General features: G+C 60.3%; 20 protein-coding genes and 1 pseudogene. 10 read left to right on the top strand and 11 right to left on the bottom strand.

The genetic code is table 11. The features are described 5' to 3' along the window. Positions 1-156 precede the first annotated feature (156 nt). Together OQK_RS21615 and OQK_RS21610 are read left to right on the top strand one after the other, a co-directional pair. Positions 157-1,038: a helix-turn-helix domain-containing protein gene (locus OQK_RS21615; protein WP_086783944.1), complete on the top strand. Its 882-nt coding sequence runs from the start codon at positions 157-159 to the stop codon at positions 1,036-1,038. Positions 1,039-1,165: 127 nt separating this feature from the next. Continuing rightward, positions 1,166-1,903, top strand: coding sequence for an SDR family oxidoreductase (locus OQK_RS21610; protein ID WP_016774229.1), 738 nt, complete (start codon positions 1,166-1,168; stop codon positions 1,901-1,903). 285 nt (positions 1,904-2,188) lie between these two features. Here the strand turns inward: OQK_RS21610 and OQK_RS21605 are convergent, their stop codons facing one another. Then, positions 2,189-2,884 carry a B3/B4 domain-containing protein gene (locus OQK_RS21605; RefSeq protein WP_016774228.1) on the bottom strand — a complete coding sequence of 232 codons (696 nt, stop codon included), beginning with the start codon at positions 2,882-2,884 and terminating at the stop codon, positions 2,189-2,191. Between the two features lie 46 nt (positions 2,885-2,930). On the opposite strand from OQK_RS21605, the gene OQK_RS21600 reads away from it, so the two are divergent. After that, positions 2,931-3,557, top strand: coding sequence for a helix-turn-helix domain-containing protein (locus OQK_RS21600; RefSeq protein WP_016774227.1), 627 nt, complete (start codon positions 2,931-2,933; stop codon positions 3,555-3,557). Positions 3,558-3,627: 70 nt separating this feature from the next. On the opposite strand, the gene OQK_RS21595 is transcribed toward OQK_RS21600, so the two are convergent. Both OQK_RS21595 and ycaC read right to left on the bottom strand, forming a co-directional pair. Next, positions 3,628-3,828 carry a hypothetical protein gene (locus OQK_RS21595; protein ID WP_016774226.1) on the bottom strand — a complete coding sequence of 67 codons (201 nt, stop codon included), beginning with the start codon at positions 3,826-3,828 and terminating at the stop codon, positions 3,628-3,630. Between the two features lie 144 nt (positions 3,829-3,972). Continuing rightward, positions 3,973-4,602 carry an isochorismate family cysteine hydrolase YcaC gene (gene ycaC / locus OQK_RS21590; RefSeq protein ID WP_016774225.1) on the bottom strand — a complete coding sequence of 210 codons (630 nt, stop codon included), beginning with the start codon at positions 4,600-4,602 and terminating at the stop codon, positions 3,973-3,975. A gap of 205 nt (positions 4,603-4,807) precedes the next feature. Between ycaC and OQK_RS21585 the strand changes: the two genes are divergently transcribed. Together OQK_RS21585 and OQK_RS21580 are read left to right on the top strand one after the other, a co-directional pair. Next, on the top strand, positions 4,808-5,071 hold the full coding sequence (locus tag OQK_RS21585) for a hypothetical protein (protein ID WP_016774224.1): 264 nt from the start codon (positions 4,808-4,810) through the stop codon (positions 5,069-5,071). Next, a complete protein-coding gene (locus OQK_RS21580) occupies positions 5,068-5,805 on the top strand; it encodes a Fic/DOC family protein (protein WP_016774223.1) in 738 nt (245 codons plus the stop codon). Before OQK_RS21585 ends, OQK_RS21580 begins: the two co-directional genes overlap by 4 nt. Positions 5,806-5,901: 96 nt before the next feature. On the opposite strand, the gene OQK_RS21575 is transcribed toward OQK_RS21580, so the two are convergent. Next, positions 5,902-6,828, bottom strand: coding sequence for a Gfo/Idh/MocA family protein (locus OQK_RS21575; RefSeq protein ID WP_016774222.1), 927 nt, complete (start codon positions 6,826-6,828; stop codon positions 5,902-5,904). Positions 6,829-7,092: 264 nt separating this feature from the next. On the opposite strand from OQK_RS21575, the gene OQK_RS21570 reads away from it, so the two are divergent. Further along, on the top strand, positions 7,093-7,698 hold the full coding sequence (locus OQK_RS21570; RefSeq protein ID WP_016774221.1) for an SCO family protein: 606 nt from the start codon (positions 7,093-7,095) through the stop codon (positions 7,696-7,698). After that, complete coding sequence (locus tag OQK_RS21565) at positions 7,698-8,177, top strand: copper chaperone PCu(A)C (RefSeq protein ID WP_016774220.1); 480 nt, start codon at positions 7,698-7,700, stop codon at positions 8,175-8,177. Before OQK_RS21570 ends, OQK_RS21565 begins: the two co-directional genes overlap by 1 nt. Before the next feature lie 352 nt (positions 8,178-8,529). Here OQK_RS21565 and OQK_RS21560 read toward each other — a convergent pair whose 3' ends face one another. Continuing rightward, the gene (locus OQK_RS21560; RefSeq protein WP_016774219.1) at positions 8,530-9,546 is read right to left on the bottom strand and encodes an ABC transporter substrate-binding protein; all 1,017 of its coding nucleotides are present in this window, start codon (positions 9,544-9,546) and stop codon (positions 8,530-8,532) included. 325 nt (positions 9,547-9,871) lie between these two features. On the opposite strand from OQK_RS21560, the gene OQK_RS21555 reads away from it, so the two are divergent. Both OQK_RS21555 and katG read left to right on the top strand, forming a co-directional pair. Further along, positions 9,872-12,082 (top strand): LTA synthase family protein, encoded by a 2,211-nt coding sequence (locus OQK_RS21555; RefSeq protein WP_016774218.1) that lies wholly within the window; start codon positions 9,872-9,874, stop codon positions 12,080-12,082. 218 nt (positions 12,083-12,300) lie between these two features. Further along, entirely contained in the window at positions 12,301-14,577 is a 2,277-nt protein-coding gene (gene katG / locus OQK_RS21550; protein ID WP_016774217.1) for a catalase/peroxidase HPI, read from the top strand. A gap of 184 nt (positions 14,578-14,761) precedes the next feature. On the opposite strand, the pseudogene pepN reads toward katG, so the two are convergent. From pepN to OQK_RS21520, 6 genes and pseudogenes are all read right to left on the bottom strand, one after another. Beyond that, positions 14,762-17,418: pseudogene (gene pepN / locus OQK_RS21545) on the bottom strand (aminopeptidase N). 10 nt (positions 17,419-17,428) lie between these two features. Then, positions 17,429-18,259 carry a DUF2797 domain-containing protein gene (locus OQK_RS21540; protein ID WP_016774216.1) on the bottom strand — a complete coding sequence of 277 codons (831 nt, stop codon included), beginning with the start codon at positions 18,257-18,259 and terminating at the stop codon, positions 17,429-17,431. After that, positions 18,256-18,516, bottom strand: coding sequence for a YeaC family protein (locus OQK_RS21535; protein ID WP_016774215.1), 261 nt, complete (start codon positions 18,514-18,516; stop codon positions 18,256-18,258). The genes OQK_RS21540 and OQK_RS21535 overlap by 4 nt, the downstream gene beginning before the upstream one ends. A gap of 35 nt (positions 18,517-18,551) precedes the next feature. Beyond that, on the bottom strand, positions 18,552-19,421 hold the full coding sequence (locus OQK_RS21530) for a rhomboid family intramembrane serine protease (protein ID WP_016774214.1): 870 nt from the start codon (positions 19,419-19,421) through the stop codon (positions 18,552-18,554). Then, entirely contained in the window at positions 19,418-20,389 is a 972-nt protein-coding gene (locus tag OQK_RS21525; RefSeq protein ID WP_016774213.1) for a metallophosphoesterase, read from the bottom strand. The genes OQK_RS21530 and OQK_RS21525 overlap by 4 nt, the downstream gene beginning before the upstream one ends. Further along, positions 20,389-21,279, bottom strand: a complete 891-nt coding sequence (locus tag OQK_RS21520) for an NAD(+) kinase (RefSeq protein WP_016774212.1) — start codon at positions 21,277-21,279, stop codon at positions 20,389-20,391. The genes OQK_RS21525 and OQK_RS21520 overlap by 1 nt, the downstream gene beginning before the upstream one ends. A gap of 114 nt (positions 21,280-21,393) precedes the next feature. Between OQK_RS21520 and OQK_RS21515 the strand changes: the two genes are divergently transcribed. Further along, a partial coding sequence (locus tag OQK_RS21515) for a DUF1853 family protein (protein ID WP_038861523.1) occupies positions 21,394-22,245 on the top strand: 852 nt, incomplete at its 3' end.

Here is a 22,245-nt window from a genome sequence, read left to right as displayed (position 1 = left end):
GCCGGGACTGTCGGAGTTTTGCGCTGGAATTTCTCATTCGCCCGCCCTAACCTTCAAAATCATTCGCAGCCGAAGCTTTTCATGGAGCGTCCTGTGCCCTCTGCCAGCCCCGCTACACCGACAATCAGCCAGCCCGCGCGCATCGCCGCCGAAGCCATGCCGGAGCATCTGCCCGGTGTTGCGGAAACGACCACGCCGCGGCCGCAGATCAAGGATGCAGTGGTGCAACTGTTCCGCCATCAGACTCTGCTCGAACCGATCCGCGTGCCCTGCGTGGCCGAACCGCTGCTGGTGCTGGTATTGGCCGGCACTGCCCGGGTCGAAGAACGTTCGTTGGGCGGAGAATGGCAGGCGAGCCAGGTCACGGCGGGCGACTTCTTCCTGACCAACACTCGCGAACCCTATGAAATGCGCTGGCAAACCGAAGGCTGTGAGGTCTTCGAAGTCATGCACCTCTACCTCGGTCTGGGCCTGATCGAACAAGCGGCGCGCGAAGCGTTCGGCGAACAGGCCGGTGCAGTGACGTTTGTCGATGTGTCCGGTGAGCGTGACGAGCAGGTCAGCTTCATCCTTGAGCAACTGCGCATCGAACTGACCGAACAGCGCCAGCCCAGTGCACTGCTGGTACACAGCCTGGCTCAGGCGTTGGCGATCCATTTGCTGCGGCACTATCTCGACCCGGACAGCAACCCGCGCCGCGACAACGCCCTGCCCGCCTACAAACTGCGCCGGGTGATCGAAGCCATGAATGCGAATCTGGCGGAGGATTTCAGCCTCAGTCATCTGGCCGCCATCGCCGGGCTGAGCGAGTACCACTTCAGCCGCACCTTCAAGCGCGCCACCGGTTTATCGCCCTCGCAATACTTCATCCGCCTGCGCATGAGCCGCGCGCGTCATCTGTTGCTGGAAACCGCCCACAGCGTGATCGACATCGGCCTGGAGGTTGGCTACTCCAGCCCCAGCCACTTTTCCCAGGTGTTCCGCCGTGAAGTCGGCGTCACCCCGAGCGCCTACCGCGATGCGCCACGCGGGGCCTGAAAACCTGTCGAAAAGCGATGCAGCAGAATTGGGCAAATCCCGTGGAGGAATCGATTAATAGCCCATGAGCCCCCGCACTTAATCTTCTTCCAAGCCCACTCAAGGGCACATAGAAGAGGACGACATCATGCTGAACATTCAAGACAAAGTGATCGTGATTACCGGCGCCAGCAGCGGCATCGGAGAAGCCACCGCACGCCTGCTCGCCGAACGTGGCGCCAAAGTGGTGTTGGGCGCACGGCGCACCGAGCGTCTGGCAGTGATTGCCGAAGAGATCAACGGCGCCGGTGGCCACGCGCAGTTCCGCGCACTGGACGTCACCGATCAGCAGGATGTGCAGCGCTTCGTCGATTTTGCCGTCGAACATTACGGCCGCGTCGATGTGCTGGTCAACAATGCCGGCGTGATGCCGTTGTCACGGCTGGATGCGCTGAAGCTCGATGAGTGGAACCGCATGATCGACGTCAACATCCGTGGCGTACTCCACGGCATAGCCGCCAGCCTGCCGTTGATGCAGCGCCAGCGCGCCGGGCAGATCATCAACATCGCCTCGATCGGTGCTTACGCGGTGAGCCCTACTGCGGCGGTGTACTGCGCGACCAAATACGCCGTACGGGCGATTTCCGAAGGCTTGCGTCAGGAGGTGGGCGGCGATATCCGCGTCACCGTCATCGCACCGGGCGTGACCGAATCGGAACTGGCCGAGAGCATTTCCGATGAAGGCGGCCGCGAAGAGATGAAGTCATTCCGCAAGATCGCCATCCCCGCCGAAGCCATCGCCCGCGCGATTGCCTACGCCGTCGAACAACCGGCGGACGTGGACGTCAGCGAACTGATCGTCCGCCCGACCGCGAGCCCTTATTGAGACCAGGAGTCAATCTGTGGCAGCGAGCCTGCTCGCGAAAGCGCTGGGTCAGGCGAACATGATGTTGAATGTACCGCCGTCTTCGCGGGCAAGCCCGCTCCCACAGGGTTTTTGTGGCACCACCAAATCATTGGTCAACATGGAACATTGTGGGAGCGAGCCTGCTCGCGAAAGCGCTGGATCAGCCGGCAAAGATGTTGAATGTGCCGCCGCCTTCGCGAGCAGGCTCGCTGCCACAGGGAATCGCGGTGCCGCTGACGAAACGGGCTGGCACTCATATCTAACCTAACGCGCTTCCGGCCCGATCAACATGCTTTCGATCTCGGCGCCGGGCATCATTTGCTGCAGGCCTTCGATGAGCTTGTCGCCGGCCTCGGTCAGCGCTTCCAGCGGCATCGCCGGCAGGCTTTCGAGGATGAACCACATGTGCTGCGCCTGCGCATCGAGGCGGGTTCGCACGCCTTGGCGCCAGTTCCAGCGCCGGCAGGTCACGCCTTGGTCATCGCGCCAGACCACTTCGCCGGCGTCCGGGAATTCATGCGCGGGCTGGCCTTCTTTCATCGTGTCGAACGGTTCGCTGCCATCGGCGACGACCAGACGCGGTGAGCCGACGTAGGCCTCGGCATTCTCGCCCCCCACGGGAATCGCGTATTCCAGACTGATGGCGTTGTACAGATCAACCACCGGATCGATGCTCGGCAACTCGCCGTCGCGCAACACCCGTTTGCGCAGAGCCTCGGCCGAGCAAGGCGTGCGCTGCGGTTTGGCACCGAACTGGCGATACACGTCCGCCCAGGCCTGCAAGTGCGCGGGCGCCCATGCCGGGCCACCGTTGGCGACGATCTGGCAGGCTTTGGCCAGTGCTTCACCGGCCACGTATGCCTGAGTAATCGGCGCCGCTTGCACGACAATACTCAGCGCTCTGAAGCCCGGCGCGAGTTGCGCAACAGCCGGATCGATTGACGGCACTACAGACAGCATCCCAGAATCCCCCTCATACCCGAATTTCAAACGATGCTAGCGATCAATGACCAAGAAAGTCAATATATCGACCGAAGCCGGCGCCGACGTCGAGACCGTCAGCGCGGCGGTGTCGCGCACGCTCAAACAGGCGCGCAAACAACAGGGCATCACCCTCGACGAACTGTCCAGGCGCTCCGGCGTGAGCAAAGGCATGGTGGTCGAGATCGAGAAGGGCTCGGCCAACCCAAGCATCGCGACATTGTGCAAAATCGCCGCAGCGCTGGGCTTGTCCGTGGCGGACTTCGTCAATGTCGCCGACACTCCGGCGGCGCATCTGATCGACAGTGATGACATCCCCACGCTATGGACCGGTGAGCTGGGTGGATCGGCACGACTGCTGGCCGGCACCAGCGGCCCGAACATGCTCGAGTTGTGGCGCTGGGAATTGTTTCCCGGCGAGTCGTTTTCTTCAGCCGGTCACCCGAATGGCACCACAGAGCTGTTTCATGTCGAGAAAGGCACGTTGCATTTGCACGTTGGCGATGCCGAGCTGATTGTCGGGCCTGGGTGTTCGGCGGTGGCGCGGACCGATGTGGCGCATGGGTATGCCAACCATGGGCGAGCGAAACTGGTTTTCACGATGTCGGTGACTGAACTGCATCAGGGTGCCAGGGAAAGCCCCTCACCCTAGCCCTCTCCCCGAGGAGAGGGAACTGTCCGGGTTGACCATCACAGGGAGCGTTCCCCTTCAAACAGCACGGTCAGCGTGACGGCGGATGCTCCGTCGAAACCGAATTGGCCGCATCCACATCCGACATGTCTTCTTCTACAGGCGCCTCATCGTCCGGCGGCAAAGGCACCTCGGGGTTTTCGCGCTTGGGATCGTGCCCGGTCTCATTGTCGGTGGTGCGCGTCACGGCTTGTTGCGACTGGTTGCCCGGTGCGTTTTCATCAATGTCCATGTCGTTCTCCGAGGTGTTCAGCGATAAGTACCTGAACGTGTGAAATGCCCTTGCGTGACAAGTGCCCGACAATGGACGAACGGCGTTCTGTAAAAAACGCAAAAAGCCTGCTTTCGAGGCAGGCTTTTGCTTTGGATTTAACGCTTACTTCTGCTGCGTCAACGCCGAGTAGCTGTTCATCAGGTTGCGGTAGTTGGGAATGCGCTGCGACAGCAGGTTACCCAGACCTTCAATGTCGTTGCGCCAGTCGCGGTGCAGCTCACAGGCCACCGAGAACCAGTTCATCATCTGCGCGCCGGCCTGAGTCATGCGACTCCATGCGGCTTGCTGCACAGTGGTGTTAAAGGTGCCGGACGCGTCAATCACCACAAACACATCGAAACCTTCAGCCAATGCTGACAGGGTAGGGAACGCTACGCAGACATCCGTTACAACACCGGCAATGATGATCTGCTTGCGCCCGGTGGCCTTGATCGCCTTGACGAAGTCCTCGTTGTCCCAGGCATTGATCTGGCCTGGACGAGCGATGTATGGCGCGTCCGGGAACATCTCTTTCAGCTCCGGTACCAGCGGGCCGTTCGGGCCTTGTTCGAAGCTGGTGGTGAGGATCGTCGGCAGGTCAAAGAACTTGGCCAGATCCGCCAGCGCCAGCACGTTGTTCTTGAACTCGTTCGGCGAGAAGTCCTGCACCAGCGAGATCAGACCGGTCTGGTGATCAACCAGCAGCACGATAGCGTCGTCTTTGTTCAGGCGGTTGTAGGTTGGAGTGGTCATGGTGTGCGTCCCTTTTCAAGTTTGAAGTTTTGTTGTTGCGTTCAAGTTGGGTACAGATTACTGACGCACAGCAAAGGGATAAATCGGCTGAAAAGCGTTTCACCGTCAACTCAAAGAGGACAATGCCAAGAGTCGAAATGCTAGACGGCTAATCCGGCGGAACGGCGCCATGCTATGCTCCGACAGAGAAAACGAGGGGTTAACAATGAGCGAATCAGCCACTGACAGCGTCGCGAGCGAAGTATGCAAGCTTGCAGAAAAACACCGCATTGGCGCCGAGCGTGACGGCCTGAGCCGCATGGCGGCAACGATAACGCAACTGGCTGGTGATGCCGTCGAGCTGGATAATGTTGAGCAGTTGCTGGTTAATCTGAAGCGAAAGGGTGTGTTGAACAAGGCAGAAATCATGGCCTTGCAAGGACGTTACCTTCAGGAAAAAAGGCGTTCGAAAAAGCAGCTCAGCGCATGACGTTCGACCCCTTCAGCGATTTCGAAACTGAAGGCTACCTTCGCAACTCGCTCAAGCTGAAAGACCCGGTTGAAGTAAAGGAATCGGAACATCTCTCTTTCGAAGCCAGTATCGAAGACGCCCTTGCTCATCTGGCAAAAAAGAGATCCATCGACTATCAAGCGATACTCAAAACTCATGAAATCCTGTTTGCCGGTTTCTACCCATGGTCAGGCAAAGACAGGAATGAGCTTGTTCCCCACCTCGCGGTTTTCAAAGGATCGAAAGAAGATCCGCATCACACATCTTTCGAGCGACCTGTGCTGATCAAAAGATCCGTCGAATATGCGCTGGAGCTCGCTGCGAACAAAAAACGCTTCCGCGAGCGCCCCGGCGAGGTGATGGGCCAATTGGCTTTCGCTCATCCGTTTCTGGATGGTAATGGTCGGACCATCCTGCTCGTTCACATGGAACTGTGCTATCGAGCCAAGTTCGCCATCGATTGGTCGAAGACCAACAAAGATGCGTATTTACGGGCGCTCAGCGACGAGATCCGCGATCCTTCCAGAGGCCACCTGGACGACTATCTGAAGCCCCACGTCGTAGACATCTCAAGCCGAGAGGAATGGCCCGCAGTGATTGGCGGTATCAAAGGGTTGGACGGTTTGGACAAGGAAGGAATCGTCTACGCGAATCTGGACAATCCCGACATTCAGCAACTGTATGAAACCTACAGAACGCAGCCAATAAAGTGACCAAGAAGCCTGCTGTTAAAAGCAAGCTTTATTTGTCTGGCGGCCTGCGCGACGCAGACCTGCTTACGCGCTATGACGACTCAAGCTGAAATTCACTCAATCGTAAAACGGCTCAACCAACGCCCGACTACCGACAAAGAAACTGTCCGCCACCAGGCGCAACGGCTGCAGATCCAGGTCGCTGTCCTTGTCGCTGATCAATTGCTGGAAGTGGCGGTAGACCGCTGCGTACTCGCCCTCCTCCGAGACGCTTTGGCGCACGCCGTCGATGCTCAGCACCGCGCCGCCATTGTCCAGGCGCAGGATGCCTTCGACGCAGCGGATTTCGATGCTCCACAGTTCGTCGTGGCCATGGTCGAAATCGAACTCGGCGCGTACGTCCAACTGATGCGGGTCAGACATTTTGATCGAGGCGGCAATCGGCGACTGGCAGTTGCTCGGCACGCGCAGTTCGGCGGCTTCGACAAACAGCGGCAGCGCCAGCAGGTGGGTGACGATCGACAAGGCGTTGATGCCCGGGTCGAACACACCGAGGCCGCCCGGCTGCCAGATCCATGCCTGACCCGGATGCCACTTGCGCACGTCTTCCTTCCAGTCGATCTGCACGCTTTGCAGGGTGCGGCTGGCAATCCAGTCGCGGGCGGCGGCGATGCCCGGTGCGTAGCGTGAATGCCAGGCGAACAAAGCGCTGACGCCTTGATCGGCGACTTGATCGACCAGGGCCATGGCCTCGCCCAATGTCGCACAGGGCGGTTTTTCCACCAGCACGTGCTTGCCGGCCGCCAACGCCTGTTGCATCAGTGCGAAGCGCCCCTGTGGCGGCGTGCAGAACGCAATTGCGTCGACAGTCGGGCCGTTTTCGAGCAGTTCACCCAGCGACTGGAAGTTTTCCACCCCGGCGCAAGGTTTGCCCTGGGTTGCGACCGCCACCAACTGAAACGCCGGGTTGGCGAGGATGGCGGGAACGTGTTGATCCTGGGCGATCTTGCCGTAGCCCACAAGGCCGAGACGAATCGGTTGCATTACAGACTCCTGTTGTTGTTTTGGTCTTTGCAGCGCAGCGGCAAGAGTACGTGTTTCTGCGCTAGCCTCCAATCGTCATACTATTTAAATCAAGTTTAGACGTAAGGCTTATTCGTCATTTCTTCTTACACCTTTTGTCGTCCACTCCCGCACCGCGCGGCGATCGGCAGCCGGCGATCAGCCTCAGTTTGCTATCATGCGGCGCTTTTACGGTTAACCCCTCGCCAGTCCTGCCGACTGGCGGGCTGCAAAAGGCGGTATTAGATGACGGCTTTGTTGACTCGCCGCAAGGTACTTGCGGGAATGGGCGTGCTCGGGCTCGGCCTGCTCGCCGGTTGCGATACCCGTGGCCAACTGTCGTACAAGTACGGCAAGGATCTGAGCGACAAGATCCTCGGACGCACCTTCAAGCTGAAGAATCCCGAAGGCGAAACCATGTCGCTGTCGAGCTTTCGCGGAATGATGCCGATGATCTTCTTCGGCTTCACCCAGTGCCCGGCCGTTTGCCCCACCACCCTGGCCCGCGCCGCGCAGATCAAGAAACTCATGGGCCGCGACGGCGATCGTTTGCAAGTGGTGTTCATCACCCTCGACCCCGAGCGCGACACGCCGCAGATCCTCGACGCCTACGTCAAAGCCTTCGATCCGAGCTTCGTCGCGCTGTACGGCACGCTTGAAGAAACCAAGGCCACCGCCAAGGAATTCGACGTGTTCTACGAGAAAGTCCCGGCCGGCGACACTTACACCATCTCCCATACGTCCACCAGCTACGTCTACGACTCGCGTGGTGAGTTGCGCCTGGGCCTGTCCACTTCGCTGACAGCCCAAGAGTGCACGGAAGATTTGCTTACTGTTATGGAGGTCTGCTGATGCATCCCGTTCTGAATCACCTCAAACGCACCGTATGTGCACTGTCCCTGCTCGGCCTGGCCTTTCAGGCGTCAGCGCAGACCAAAGTCGACGACGCTTGGGTCCGTGCCACCGTGCCGACCCAGTCCGCCAGCGGCGCGTTCATGACCGTCACTGCCGACAGCGACAGCAAACTGCTCAGCGTTGCCTCGCCAGTGGCCAAGGACGTGCAGATTCATGAAATGAGCATGAAGAACGACGTCATGACCATGGGCCCGGTGAAATCAGTTGAGCTGCCGGCCGGCAAAGCCGTCAGCTTCGATCCGAACGGCTACCACGTCATGCTGATGGGCCTGACCGGTCAGTTGAAGGAAGGCGACAGCGTGCCGCTGAACCTGACCGTGGAAAATGCCAAGGGCGAGAAAGAAACCATTGAAGTCAAGGCACCGGTCCGCGCGCTGACCAATATGGGCGGCCACGATCACAGCAAGATGCATTGATCGCTGACTGAAAGACTGTTCGCCCGACAAATAAGCGGGGCGGCTTGATCGATGATCGTGCCGCCCCGTTTTTTATTGGCCGGAAGAAGGCTTACGCCGCTAAACCTGTGGGAGTGAGCCTGCTCGCGAAGGCGTCAGGTCAGTCAAATCATCTGTGGCTGAAACTCCGCTTTCGCGAGCAGGCTCGCTCCCACATTAATTCTGAGTGATGCCCTATTCCGCATCCGCCGAAAAAACCTGTGGGAGCGAGCTTGCTCGCGAAGGCGTCAGGCCAGTCAATTCATTCGTGGCGGAAACTCCACTTTCGCGAGCAAGCTCGCTCCCACAGTAGTGCCGGGTGACGCCCAATTCCTCAACTCCCCGCACCACCATGCGCTTCTTCAAAGAAGTAATCCTTCCAGCTCGCCGCCTTGTTTTTCAACACGCCCAGTTCCTGCAATTTCTCGGCGTAGATGAACGTGCGGTGCGGCACAACGGTGAAGTCGATTTCCGGGTCTTTGACGATTTGCTCGACCAGGGCCAGCGGCAGTTTCGATTGCTCTACACGAATGTAGGCTTGGGCGGCGGCGGGTTTGTCGGCTTTGATGATGTTCTCCGCTTCCGCCAGTGCGTCGTAGAACGCCTTGTAGGTTTTCGGGTTTTCGTCGTGGAATTTTTCCGTGGTGTAGAGAACGTTGAACGTCGCCGGGCCGCCGAGGATGTCGTAGGAGCTCAGCACTTTATGCACGTTGGGGTTTTGCAGCGCCTGGTACTGGAACGGTGGGCTGGAGAAATGCGAGTTGATTTCCGAGCCGCCAGCGATCAGCGCAGCGGTGGCGTCCGGGTGCGGCAGGCTGACTGAAATGTTGTCGAACTTCTTGAACTGCTCGTCTCCGAATTCCCTGGCGGTTTCAATCTGCAGGGTGCGCGACTGGAAACCCACGCCAGCGGCAGGCACGGCGATACGATCCTTGTCGCTGAAGTCTTTCAGCGTTTTGATGTTCGGGTTGTTGGTCAGCAGGTAATTGGGCATCGAGCCCAGCGCGGCGATGGCTTTGACGTTCTGTTTGCCCTTGGTGCGATCCCACACAGTGAGCATCGGCGGCACGCCGGCCGAGACGACGTCCAGCGCGCCGGTGAGCAGCGCCTCATTCATGGCCGTCGCGCCGGAAATGCTGTTCCAGTCGACCTTGATCTCCAGGCCCTGGGCCTTGCCGTGTTTCTCGATCAGTTGTTGATCGCGCACGACGTCGAGAATCAGGTAACCAATGCCGAATTGCTGGGCGATGCTGATTTTGCCCTCGGCCCGGGCGCCGCTGCTGAACAGCGCGCCCGCTGCCAGAGTTGCGGCCAACAGAGTCAGCGCAGAACGTTTGAACGGTGTGGCCATGACAACCTCGCAGCATGGGGGTGGGCTGAAAGGCCTGACTTTATAGCTATAAAAAATAGAACTTAAATATCTTTATCGCATATCGATAGCACTCCGCGATTTAGCGTCTGCTGCTGAAATTCAGGCAGTGGATGGACCTACAACAGTCTGAAACAAAAAACTGCCCCTCCGAAAAACGGCCATACGTCCCACAACCCACGCCCGCTATGGGCACGCGCCGTTTCAGCGATCGCCAGCCGCAGGTTTTAAAAGCCGATCAGCCTTCCTGCCCTTGGTATTATCACTCACACTTTTTTGACCCTTTGATGACAAGCAGGCCTTTTTTGTGAGCGCTCTTTTCAACTGGCTGCGGCGGCCGAATGCCCGCCTTCTTTCTCTCATCGTTCTGGTATTGGTCGTGCCGGTGTGCCTGCGGGCGGCGCTGGGCTGGTCAAACCCGCTGGGCTTTTTGTCGGATCTGGCCGTCGGCAGTTTGCTGGTGGTAACGCTGCATCGCCGCGCATGGTGGCTGGGTTTGCCGGTGCTGATGTTCTGGGCGCTGCTGGCGATCGCCACGGCAGAATTGGTCAGCGCCGTCGGCCGCCTGCCGACGCCTTCGGATATTCACTACCTGATCGACCCGCAATTCGTCGAAAACTCCACTGGCGGCGGACTTGCGCACCCTGCCCTGGCCATGGCTTTGCTGGGTGCCCTGGCTTTCTGGCTGCTGACTCAGTTTGTTGGTCGCGGCTTGTCTCGCCCTGCTCTGCCTCGCTCCGTCTGGGCCGCGCCTATTGTGTTGTTCGCCGCCCATTGGGGCGCGCAAAACCTGTGGCCGAATGACGGCGACGCCTGGCGCCTGTACAACCTGCCGCATCAGTTGCTCGCCAGTGAAGTCGCCGACCTGCAGATCCAGGCCGAGGAATGGCTCGACGGCGACGTTGAAGAACCCACACCGGCGATGGCCGGGCTCACCGACGTCGATCTCAATGGCCAGAAGCTGCTCGCCGCGCCAGGCCAGGCGCGCAATGTGTTGATCATCGCGCTCGAAGGCATCCCCGGCGCCTACATCCGTGCCAACCGTGAGGCGATCGGCAGCCATTACCAGGAAGACCTGATGCCCAACCTCAGCCGCTGGGCCGAGCGCGGCATGAACACCCCGGATTACGTGCTGCACACCCATCAGACCATTCGCGGTCTGTACGCCATGCTCTGCGGTGACTACGACAAGCTCAACAATGGCACGCCCAAAGGCGTGGAAATGCTCACCCTCAACGAACGCAATCAGGCCTGCCTGCCGGCACAATTGCGCGAGCACGGCTTCAGCACTCATTACTTGCAGGGCGCCGGCCTGCGCTTCATGGCCAAAGACAAGATCATGCCGCACATCGGTTTCGATGCGACCCACGGTCTGGAATGGTTCAGCAACAGCAACTATCTGGAATTCCCCTGGGGCAAGGATGACAAGGCGTTCTTCGAAGGTGCGCTGGATTACGTCGGCCAACTGAAGAAGCAAAAACAGCCGTGGATGCTCACGCTGCTGACGGTCGGCACCCATCAGCCCTACTCGGCACCGGACGATTATCTGCAGCGTTATGAGACGCCCAAGCAGGCTGCCGTCGGTTATCTCGACGATGCGCTGGATCAGTTTCTTGCCGGACTTGAGCGCCAGGGCGTTCTCAAGGACACACTGGTGGTGATCACCTCGGATGAATCCCACGGCATCGACGGTGTGCGACTGGCCTCCTCGTGGGGTTTCAACCTGACGCTGGCACCGGAGCAGGCGCAACTGCCGCGTCTGAATGCCGGAGTCTACGGCCACGTAGATCTGAGCACCTCGATCCTCGACTATTTCGACCTGCCGGTGCCGACTGCGCTGAGCGGCCGCTCGCTGTTTCGCGACTACGATTCGGGGCGCGAAATCATGTCGTTCACCAACGGCAAACTGCGTTACCACAACGGTCAGGGCATCTTCTCCGAGTGCGACCTGCCGCGCCGCTGCCGCTATTACCAAAGCACCGGTTTCATTGCTGACAGTGCCACCTACAAAGGCACCTACAGCGGCCACCCGGCCCGGCAGATCGCCGCGCGCGCCGATGCGCTGGACCTGTCCTTGCTGCGCACACCGCTCAATCATCGCTACCAGTTCGGCAGCAACAACATCATCCCTCTGCAAGCGCAGATCAAGGATGACTGGGCCGACAACCTGATCGGCGCGCAATACCTGGAAATGCCCAAAGGCTCGCACACCCGCGTGCGCCTGACCGTGCGCTCGGTCGATCCGCAGCAGGCGGCGTACATTCAGCTCAAGGCCAAGCAATTCGAACAGGACGTGCAACTGGGCCTGCCTACGGAAATGGTCGCCACGGCGGACCAGCCACTGGAGTTGGACTTCAGCTTTGAAAACCCCCAGCCGCGCAAAGCGTTCTCGTTTCATTTGCTGGGGTATGGCAATGGCGCGGTCGAGGTCTCGGACTTCAGCGTGATCACTGAACTGCCCGGCCAGGAAGACATCCTCGACGACGTGCCAGAGGACGACACCGCACAATCGAGCTAACCCCTGTAGGAGCTGCCGAAGGCTGCGATCTTTGCTTTTGATTTTTTGGTGAACAAAGATCAAAAGATCGCAGCCTTCGGCAGCTCCTGCCTGTGCGGTGAAAGAGTTTGCCTATCGGTATCCAATAGTCGGGCTATTAGCCGACTTGCCAACTCGGGTCTAGCCTTACCAGTCCGAAGTCGGCACGAGCCGGCCGCAGACCTGATAGGGATACGAACATGGCAAACGAATCGAAATGCCCGTTCAACCACGCCGCCGGCGGCGGTACGACGAACCGTGACTGGTGGCCGAATCAACTCAATCTGAAAATCCTCAGCCAGCATTCCCCCAAGTCCGATCCGCTGGGCCAGGACTTCGACTACGCCAAAGCCTTCAAAAGCCTCGATTTTCAGGCGTTGAAACAAGACATCAGAGCGCTGATGACTGACTCCCAGGACTGGTGGCCGGCCGACTTCGGCCATTACGGCCCGCTGTTCGTGCGCATGGCCTGGCACAGCGCCGGGACCTATCGCACCGCCGATGGCCGTGGGGGCGCCGGCTCCGGACAGCAACGCTTCGCCCCGCTGAACAGTTGGCCGGACAACGTCAGCCTCGACAAGGCCCGCCGCCTGCTGTGGCCGATCAAGCAAAAATACGGGCGCAATATTTCCTGGGCTGACTTGATCGTGCTTACCGGCAACGTCGCGCTGGAATCCATGGGCTTCAAGACCTTCGGTTTTTCCGGGGGCCGCGCCGATGTCTGGGAACCGGATGAAGACGTGTACTGGGGTTCGGAAACCGAGTGGCTGGGCGGCGATAACCGTTACGGCAAGAGCAATGGCCCGGTGCAAGAGCCCGGCGACGGCACGCTGGTGGCTGAGCCCGATCTGCATGGCCGTGAAGAAAGCCGCACCGATCAGGGCGAACGCAATCTGGAAAATCCCCTCGCCGCCGTGCAGATGGGTCTGATCTACGTCAACCCGGAAGGCCCGGAAGGCAACCCGGACCCGGTGGCCTCGGCCAAGGATATTCGCGAAACCTTCGGCCGCATGGCCATGAACGATGAAGAAACCGTGGCGCTGATCGCCGGCGGCCACGCGTTCGGCAAGACCCATGGCGCCGGCCCGGCCGACAATGTCGGCCCAGAGCCGGAAGCGGCCGGTCTGGAGCAACAGGGTCTGGGCTGGAAAAACGCCTTCGGCACCGGTAAAGGCGCCGACACCATCACCAGTGGTCTGGAAGTGACCTGGACCACCACACCAACGCAGTGGAGCAACAACTATCTGGAAAACCTGTTCGGCTTCGAGTGGGAGCTGACCAAAAGCCCGGCGGGCGCCCATCAGTGGCAACCGAAAAACGGCGCCGGTGCAGGCACCGTTCCCCACGCTCACGATCCGAACAAGAAGCTCTCGCCGACCATGCTCACCTCCGATCTGGCGTTGCGCTTCGATCCTGCCTACGAACAAATCTCGCGGCGCTTTCTGGCCAATCCCGATCAGCTCGCCGACGCGTTCGCCCGCGCCTGGTACAAGCTGATCCATCGCGACATGGGTCCGCTCTCCCGCTACCTCGGCCCGGAAATGCCACAAGAGGAATTGCTCTGGCAAGACCCGCTGCCCGACGTGACGCACCCGCTGATCGATGACAGCGACGCCACTGCGCTGAAAAACAAGGTGCTGGCTTCAGGGTTGTCAGTGTCGCAACTGGTTTCGACCGCGTGGGCTGCAGCATCGACCTTCCGCGGTTCGGACAAGCGCGGTGGCGCCAACGGCGGACGCTTGCGTCTGGCCCCGCAGAAGTTCTGGCAGGCCAACCAGCCCGAGCAATTGGACAAGGTGCTGAGCACACTGGAAGGCATTCAGAGCGAGTTCAACAACGGCGCCGCCGGTGACAAGAAAATCTCGCTGGCGGACCTGATCGTCCTGGCCGGTAATGCCGGGGTGGAAAAAGCCGCGCAGAACGCCGGGCATTCAGTGTCGGTGCCGTTTTCACCTGGCCGCGTCGATGCTTCGCAGGAGCAGACCGATGTCGAATCGTTCGGCTTCCTCGAACCGATTGCCGATGGCTTCCGCAATTACAGCAAAGGCAAATACACGGTTGCGGCGGAAACCCTGCTGATCGACAAGGCGCAGTTGCTGACGCTCACAGCACCGGAAATGACCGTGCTGCTGGGTGGTTTGCGGGTATTGAACACCAATGTCGGCCAGACGCGGCATGGCGTGTTCACCGACAAAACCGAAACGCTGAGCAATGACTTCTTCACCCACCTGCTGGACATGGGAGTTGAGTGGAACCCAACGTCACGGGATGCCGATGAGTTTGAAGGCCGTGACCGCAAGACCGGGGCGCCAAAGTGGACGGCGACACGAGTGGATCTGGTGTTCGGCTCGAATGCGCAATTGCGCGCGTTGGCCGAGGTGTACGCCAGTTCCGACGCGAAGGCGCAGTTCGTCAACGATTTCGTCAAGGCATGGACGAAGGTGATGAATCTGGATCGGTTTGATCTGCGTAAATAGCTGTTTGTTGTGCCAAATGAAAATGCCGCTCGTTGAGCGGCATTTTTTTGTTGATCGTTCCCACGCGCAGCAAAGGAATGCAGCAAGGGACGCTCTGCGTCCCAAAGCCGACGCAGAGCGTCGAGAGAGTCATTCCCACGCAGAGCATGGGAACGATCAACTCGACGGTTCCTACCGGATCGGGTTACGCCAGGCTTTTGCTCACCACTTCATACACATCGCTGGACAGCGACCCGGACGCCAGAATCCGCTCCAGCTCGGCCTTCATCAGTGCCTGACGGGCGCTGTCGTATTTGCGCCAGCGGGTCAGCGGGGCCAGTTGGCGCGAGGCGATCTGCGGGTTGAAGCCGTTCAGTTCGATCACCAGATCGGCGAGGAAGCGATAACCGGAACCGTCCGCCGCGTGGAAGTTGATCAGGTTCTGCCCGGCGAACGCGCCGATCAATGCCCGCACCTTGTTCGGGTTCTTGATGTTGAATGCCGGGTGCTGCATCAACGCCTTCACCCGCTCCAAACCGCCCGGCAAGGTGCTGCCAGCCTGCACGCTGAACCACTGATCCATGACCAGCGGATTGTCCTTGAAGTGCTCGGCGAAGCTGGCCAGGGCGAGGGCCTTCTGTTCTTCGAACGGCGAGTTGACCAGCACCGCCAGCGCAGTCAGGCGCTCGGTCATGTTGTCGGCGGTCTCGAACTGCTCCAGCGCCGCCGCCAACACTTCCGGCTTGCCGCTGAGCATCAGGTACGACAGGGCAATGTTCTGCAAGGCGCGCCGGGCGAAGTGCTCGGCCTCGGCGACGTACGGAGTCTTTTTCGAAAGATCGCGATTGGCCTGATAACGCAGCCACAGCGCTTCGAACAAGCCTTCGGCGAGTTGCTTGCGGGCGAACTCGCGAGCGACATGAATCGCCTCGACGTCAGCCACTTCGCTGATCTCGGTGAGATAGGCCTCACCCGGCAGCGAGAGCATTTCGGCAACCATCGCCTGATCCAGCGACTCGTCGGACAGCACCGTGCGCAGCGCCGACACCAAACGCGGATCGAGCTTCAGGCTCTCGCCTTTCTGATGTTGGCCGATCAACTCTTGAAGCACTTGCACCGACAGTTGCTGACCGGCATCCCAGCGATTGAAACCGTCGCTGTCGTGCTGCATCAGGAACATCAGTTGATCGCGGTTGTACGGGAAGCTCAATTTCACTGGCGCCGAGAAGCCGCGCAGCAGCGACGGCAAAGGCTGTTCGTTGATGTCGACGAAAGTGAAGGTCTGCTCGGCTTCGGTCACCGAGATCACCCGAGTGGTGCCTTGTGCCGAGGCTTCGCCAGCCAGACGCAGAGCGATTTCATTGCCCTGGCTGTCGAGCAAGCCGAGCTCCACCGGGATCACGAACGGCAGTTTTTCCACCTTGTCCGGGGTCGGCGGGCAGCTCTGGCGGAAGGTCAGGCTGTAGGTTTTCGCCGCAGCGTCGTAGGACTCGCTGACGGCCAGACGCGGTGTGCCGGCCTGGCTGTACCAGCGCTTGAACTGGCTGAGGTCAACGCCATTGGCATCTTCCATGGCCTTGACGAAGTCGTCGCAGGTCACGGCCTGGCCGTCGTGGCGTTCGAAGTACAGATCGCTGCCCTTGCGGAAGCCTTCGGCGCCCAGCAAGGTGTGGATCATGCCGACCACTTCCGAGCCCTTTTCGTACACGGTCAGGGTGTAGAAGTTGGAAATCTCGATGAAGCTGTCCGGGCGCACCGCGTGGGCCATCGGCCCGGCATCTTCGGCGAACTGGTGGGTACGCAGGTACGCCACGTCCTGAATGCGCTTGACTGTCGCCGAGTTCATGTCCGAGGAGAAACCGGCATCGCGGAACACCGTGAAACCTTCCTTGAGCGACAGCTGGAACCAGTCGCGGCAGGTGACGCGGTTGCCCGACCAGTTGTGGAAGTATTCGTGGGCGACAATCGCCTCGACCCGCTGGTGCGCGGCGTCGGTGGCGGTTTCAGCGCGGGCCAGCACGGCGCTGGAGTTGAAGATATTGAGGCCCTTGTTCTCCATCGCGCCCATGTTGAAATCGTTGACGGCGACGATCATGAAGATGTCCAGATCGTACTCGCGACCGTAGACCTCTTCGTCCCAGCGCATGGACTTCTTCAGGCTGTTCATCGCGTGCTGGCACTTGTCGATGTTTTCCGGCTCGACATAAATGCGCAGCGCGACGTTGCGCTGGCTCATGGTGGTGAAGGTGTCTTCGACGCACCACAGATCACCGGCGACCAGCGCAAACAGGTACGCCGGTTCTTGAACGGATCTTCCCAGGTAGCCCAGTGCCGGCCGTCTTCGCCGGGGCCGGAAGCGATCGGGTTACCGTTGGAGAGCAACACCGGGTAGCTGTGCTGTTCGGCCACGACGGTGGTGGTGAACTTGCTCATCACGTCCGGGCGGTCGAGGTAATAGGTGATCTTGCGAAAGCCTTCGGCTTCGCACTGGGTGCAGAACATCGTGCCGGACTTGTACAGGCCTTCCAGCGCGGTATTGGTTTCCGGGTGGATGCGTACGCTGGTGTCGAGGGTGAACGTTTCACTGGTCGGCTGCAGGGTCAGGTGACTGTCCGAGACTTGATAGTCAGCAGCGCTCAGTTCCTGATCCGCCAGCGTCACCGAGAGCAGCTCAAGTTGCTGGCCGTCGAGCACCAGCGGCGGCAGTCCGGCGCCACGTTCAGGATTACGGCGCATCACCAGTTGCGCGTGAACCAGGCTGTGGTCCTCGAACAACTCGAAGGTCAGGTGCGTTTCGTCAATCAGGTACTCGGGCGCCTGATAGTCCTTGAGGTAAATCATCTTCGGTTGTTCGGTGCGCATGCTGGAATCCTTATTGATGCACGGCGAGCTGATAAGCCGTGTATTTACGAATGTTGATCACGCCGGTGTCGAAGATCAGGTACTGACCCTTGATCCCCAGCAGCGTGCCTTCGGCAATCGGGTTCTTGTCCAGGTTGAAGCTGACGATTTTCGCCGGGTATTGCTCGACGGGATAGCGGATTTCCAGCGGTTCGACATCGGCAATCGTCTGAATCGCCTGTAGGCCGAATCGCTCCTGCAACCCTTGCAGGCCTTCGGCGCAGCTTTCGAACAACTGATCGCGCACCTGCGCCAGATCCACCGCCGCCGCATCGCCCTTAAGCAGTGCGCGCCAGTTGGTCTTATCCGCCACCTGACTGCGGAACAAGTCTTCGACAAAGCCCGATTGCTGGCGTGTCGACACGCGCATGATCGGCAGCGCCTGACTCGCGCCCTGATCGAGCCAGCGGGTCGGCAACTGCGTGGCACGGGTGATGCCGACCTTGATCCCCGACGAGTTGGCCAGATAAACCACATGATCGGTCATGCAGAACTGCTGGCCCCACACCGGATCGCGGCAGGTGCCGGCGTCGAAGTGGCAACGCTCCGGACTCATGATGCACAGGTCGCACTGCGCCAGTTTGGTCATGCACGGGTAGCAATAACCCTGACTGAAACTGGTCTTGGTCTTGCGCCCGCAATGGGTGCAGTGGATCGCCCCCAGGAATTCCAGACGCAACGTGCTGCCGATCAACGGATTGACCGGCACCTCGACGTCATCCAGACGAAACGCGTATTGCACGTTCGACCCGTCCAGGCGCGCCGACATTTTGCTGATTGCACCGCGGCCAATCTCGATCAATGGATGGCATCCGACTTGAACAGGATGTTCGGCACTTCGATCGACTTCGACGCACACTCTTGCGGGCCCATGTAGCCAGTGCGCTGGTCTTCCGGCAGGTTCTGGATTTCCCAGGCAATCATCGCCTGCAACGACAGCTCGCGCTGTTCGGCAGTGAGTTTGTTGCCGTCGGACCATTTGCCGATTTCCACGGCCAGTTTCAGGCTTTCGTAGATGTCCGGGGTGATGTTGTTGATCATGTCGTTGAAAGAGGACATCAGGGTCTCCGTGCTCTTTGCTGAAACAAAAAATGTTAGACGGCCAGTTTACGGCGGTTATACAAACCGCCCAACAAACCGGTGAAGCATCCGATGAGTAACCCGCTCAGGTGCGCGGCGTTGGCGATCTGGCCGAAACCGATCAGCGAAATCAGCCCGGAAATGCACACCACCAGCCACACCAGCATCATCACCAGCACGCCGCGCGGCAGACGATAGGCCGGGTTCGGCGCCAGCAGCTGGAAAATCCAGCAATGCCCGAGCAAGCCGTAAAGCACGCCGGACAGCCCACCAAACAGGCTCGGCCCGCTCCAGACGAACTGCGCGTAGTTGGACACCAGACTGAACAGCAGCGTCAGGCCGATCAGGTTGATGCTGCCCTGGCGCGACTCGATGCGCCGCCCCAGCTCCCAGTACCACATGCCGTTCATGGCCAGATGGAGGATGCCGAAGTGGATCAGCATCGGCGTGACCAGCCGCCACCACTGCCCCGCCGCCAGACTGTCGGCCAGTGGCGTGAAGTGGATGTACTCGCCGATCACGCGAAAATCGAGGAAGGTCAGCCAGCGCAAGGTCTCGAGGTTTTCACCGAGAAAGGTCAGACCGCCGACAATCAGGCTCAACAGCAGAATCAATCCGGTCGCCCTGGCGTGTTTCAGCTGCTCGGCGAAGCTCGGGCGCTTGAAGGTCTGGCCCATGGGTACGTCCAGTTGCTGATCCGGGTCGCCGGCCGGGAAGCGCTCGTACAAGGAACGCACGTCTTCGCTGATTTCCTCCGGCGCCCACAGCACCTGTTCGCCCGCCTCTTCGCTGACGCGATGGGGCACTTGCATGCGTTGCAGCAGTTTGACAAAACCGCTCAAATCCACCGCCAACGGCAGGCGCAATACCGCTACCGCACTCATTGCAGGACCTCCGGCCGCTCGACATCGACCCAGACGAATTTTTGCGGATCCAGGCGCGTTTCCTGGTCCAGACGATAGGCCACCAGTTTGCCGTAGAGCACGGCGCTGTAATCCAGGCACGCGAGGTTCGGGCGGATCGGCGCCGGTTTGCCGCTGCGCCAGTAGTGGCCGACGAACAGCAACGGCTCGTCGACGCCATAGCGCAGCAAAGAATTCTTTTCGGTGGAAGTCAGCGGCGTCTGCGCGACAGGTTCGGGCAGTGCATCGGGCTGGAACACGATGTCGCCATAGGTTTTCGGGTCGTCTTCCCAGAACTTGGTGCGGAAGAACGAACGCACCAGACCGTCGCCGCTGGTCATGGTCAGGCCACCCGGCAGGCGCATGTCGGTGCCGCGCAGCAAGCGGTCGAACACGGTGCAGGCGAAGCTGCCGGGCACCGCCGAGGCCTGGAGGAAATGCTCATCGACGCAGCCATTGGGGAACAACGCCCGCAACGGCTCGATCAGTCCGGCGTCCCAGCACGCATGGACGACGCGGAAGCGACCGGCATCGACGAACAGCGGCAGCTCGTAGAACCACTGCTGGAAGTCATGCCAGTCGCCGGGATGGTTTTCAAATTGAGTCAGGGTTTCCTGCAACAGCCGCGCATGGCGCTTGGTGTGTTCGCGCACGAACTGCTTGCCGCTGCCCGGTGGCGCCGGAGTGACCCAGCCGAGCGCGTTGAATTCGTGGTTGCCCATGATGCACAGCGCCTGCCCTGCTTCGACCATGTCGTGGACGATGTGCAGCGCCTCGCGAATGCGCGGGCCACGGTCGATGATGTCGCCGACGAACACCGCCATGCGTGACGGATGCCGCCAGACCCCGCCCTGCTTGTGATAACCGAGACGGTCCAGCAAGTGTTCGAGGGTCATGGCGCATCCGTGCACGTCACCGATCAGGTCGTAACTGCGCGCGGGATCGAGCATCAGTCGCCTCCGCCCCCCAGCTTGCTGCCCCAGCCAAGCTTGGTGCGGCACACCTCGTAGTAATTGTGATCGAGCGGATGAATCAGGCGCAGCTTCTGTGCCTTTTTGCTCACGGTGATGGTGTCGCCCGGTGCGCAGGTGAAATGGTTTTGGCCGTCGCAGGAGACCTGCGGATAGATCTGCATATCTTTGGACACGACGATTTTCAGCTCACTGTTGCCATCGACCACGATCGGCCGTCCCGACAAGGTATGGGGGTACATCGGCACAATCACAATAGCGTCGAGCTTGGGATGCATGATCGGCCCGCCGGCAGACAAGGCGTAGGCAGTGGAGCCGGTGGGCGTGGCGACGATCAGGCCGTCGGCCTTCTGGCTGCAGACGAACTGGCCGTCGATGTACAGCTCGAATTCGATCATCCGCGTCGATTTGCCCGGGTGCAGCACCACGTCGTTGAGCGCATCGCCCTGGCCGATGGCCTCGCCATGGCGACGCACTTCGGCTTGCAGCAGGAAGCGGTTTTCCACCAGATAGTGGCCATCGAGCACTTCGGCGACCTTGATTTCCAGCTCGTCCGGGCGAATATCGGTGAGGAAGCCAAGGCTGCCACGGTTGATGCCCAGCACCGGAATATTGTGTTTGGCCAGCGCCCGCGCGGCGCCCAGCAGGCTGCCGTCACCGCCGACGACGATGACCATGTCGCAGACTTCGCCGAGCATCTTGCGCGACGAGGTTTGCAGGCCGTGGCCGGGCAGGACTTCAGCGATGGTGTCTTCGAGGATCACATGCAGGTGACGGTCGAGCAGAAAGCGTTTCAGTCGGCGGACGGTATCCAGCACCTGGGAGCTGCCCAGGCGACCGATGATGCCGATATTACGAAATTGCTCCATGGGACCTCTGCGGACAATCGAAAACGCGAAAACCCGATTATGGGCGAAAGCGCCAGATAGACAAAATCCTTTCAGCCTCAAGGGTGCGCTCAGGTTTAAGGCTATGCTCGCAAGATGATCCTGTTTCCCGACTTGTTGCAGTTGCCCCATCGATTACGCCATCCCGAAGTGCGGGACCTGGCGTGGGTGATCCTCGCGCCGCCGATGCTCGCCGCTACACCGTGGCCGCAGCGCCATCCGCTCGCCGGCAGCGACTGGGTACAAGACCCGCAGCGCCTGGAACACTGGCTGCGCCAGCTCGACCACGACAGTTATGGCCTGCTGCAATGGCTGGCGCAGGCGCGCACCCGCCGTCTGGGTCTGTATTACGAGCGTCTTTGGCAGTTCGCCGTCTCGCATGCGCCGGGCATCGAACTGATCGCCGCCAACCTGCCAATCCGCCGCGCCGGGCACACCCTCGGCGAACTCGACATGCTGCTGCGTGACCGCGACGGCGTGCATCACCTGGAACTGGCGATCAAGCTCTACCTTGGCCCGCAGGATGGCGATGGCCGCGATCCGGCGCAGTGGCTGGGGCCGGGTTGTCATGATCGGTTGGATCGTAAGCTAGCGCATCTGGCCGAGCATCAATTGCCGATCTCGGCGCGCCCGGAAAGCCGCGAAGTGCTCGCGGCGCTGGATATCGAAACCTTCAGCGCGCAGCTGTGGCTGGGCGGTTATCTGCTGTATCCGTGGCCCGGGCAGGCCGAGTCACCGCACGGCGCGCATCCGCAACATTTGCGTGGCAGTTGGCTGCATCAGAAGGACTGGCCGGCGTTTGTCGCCCAACGCCCGCCGGGCCGCTGGCAACCCCTGCCCCGCCACGCCTGGCTGGCGCCGGCGCATTACCCGGCGGATCAGGTCTGGGCGGACGAACATCTGCGCTTGTGGCTGGAAGACCTGCCAGCACTGGCCCCGGCGCAGTTG

The organism is Pseudomonas sp. R62 (genome assembly GCF_000257605.1).
GTDB lineage: Bacteria > Pseudomonadota > Gammaproteobacteria > Pseudomonadales > Pseudomonadaceae > Aquipseudomonas > Aquipseudomonas atacamensis.
The sequence above is the reverse complement of the archived record's forward strand: the minus strand, read 5'-3'. Positions and strand labels throughout refer to the sequence as shown.